Origin of the sequence: Salmonella sp. SAL4457 (assembly GCF_046548235.1) — a bacterium.
Classification (GTDB): Bacteria; Pseudomonadota; Gammaproteobacteria; order Enterobacterales; family Enterobacteriaceae; genus Salmonella; species Salmonella enterica.
The window spans coordinates 1-365 of record NZ_JBGDZO010000138.1; the positions used below are offsets into that span (position 1 = coordinate 1).

Sequence of the window (365 nt, forward strand, 5' to 3'; positions counted from 1 at the left end):
GATCAGTCGGTTCATCAGGCCTCCTTGGCGGTCAGGCCGCGTTCCAGGAACATGCGGCTGAACAGCACCACCAGGGCGTCCAGCAGCAGGGCGAGGAGCGCCGTGCAGGCGGCGCCGAGCAGCAGTTGCTGGTGGTTGTTCAGGTAGATGCCGGGGACGATCAGGCTGCCCAGGCTGTTGGCGCCGATCAGGAACGCCAGCGGCGCGGAGCCGACGTTCAGCGCCAGGGCCACGCGCACGCCGCCGACGATGATCGGCACCGCGTTCGGCAGTTCCACCCGCAGCAGCACCTGGTTGGGCGTCATGCCGATGCCGGTGGCGGCTTCCTTCAGCGCCGGCGAGACATTGCGCAGGCCCTCGTAGGT

General features: G+C 68.8%; 1 protein-coding gene. It reads right to left on the bottom strand.

Annotation, left to right across the window (positions count from 1 at the left end; all coding sequences use genetic code 11):
- Nucleotides 1-14: 14 nt before the first annotated feature.
- Nucleotides 15-365: ABC transporter permease (locus ACLJNW_RS23605; protein ID WP_410961140.1), on the bottom strand; the 351-nt coding region annotated here is incomplete at its 5' end.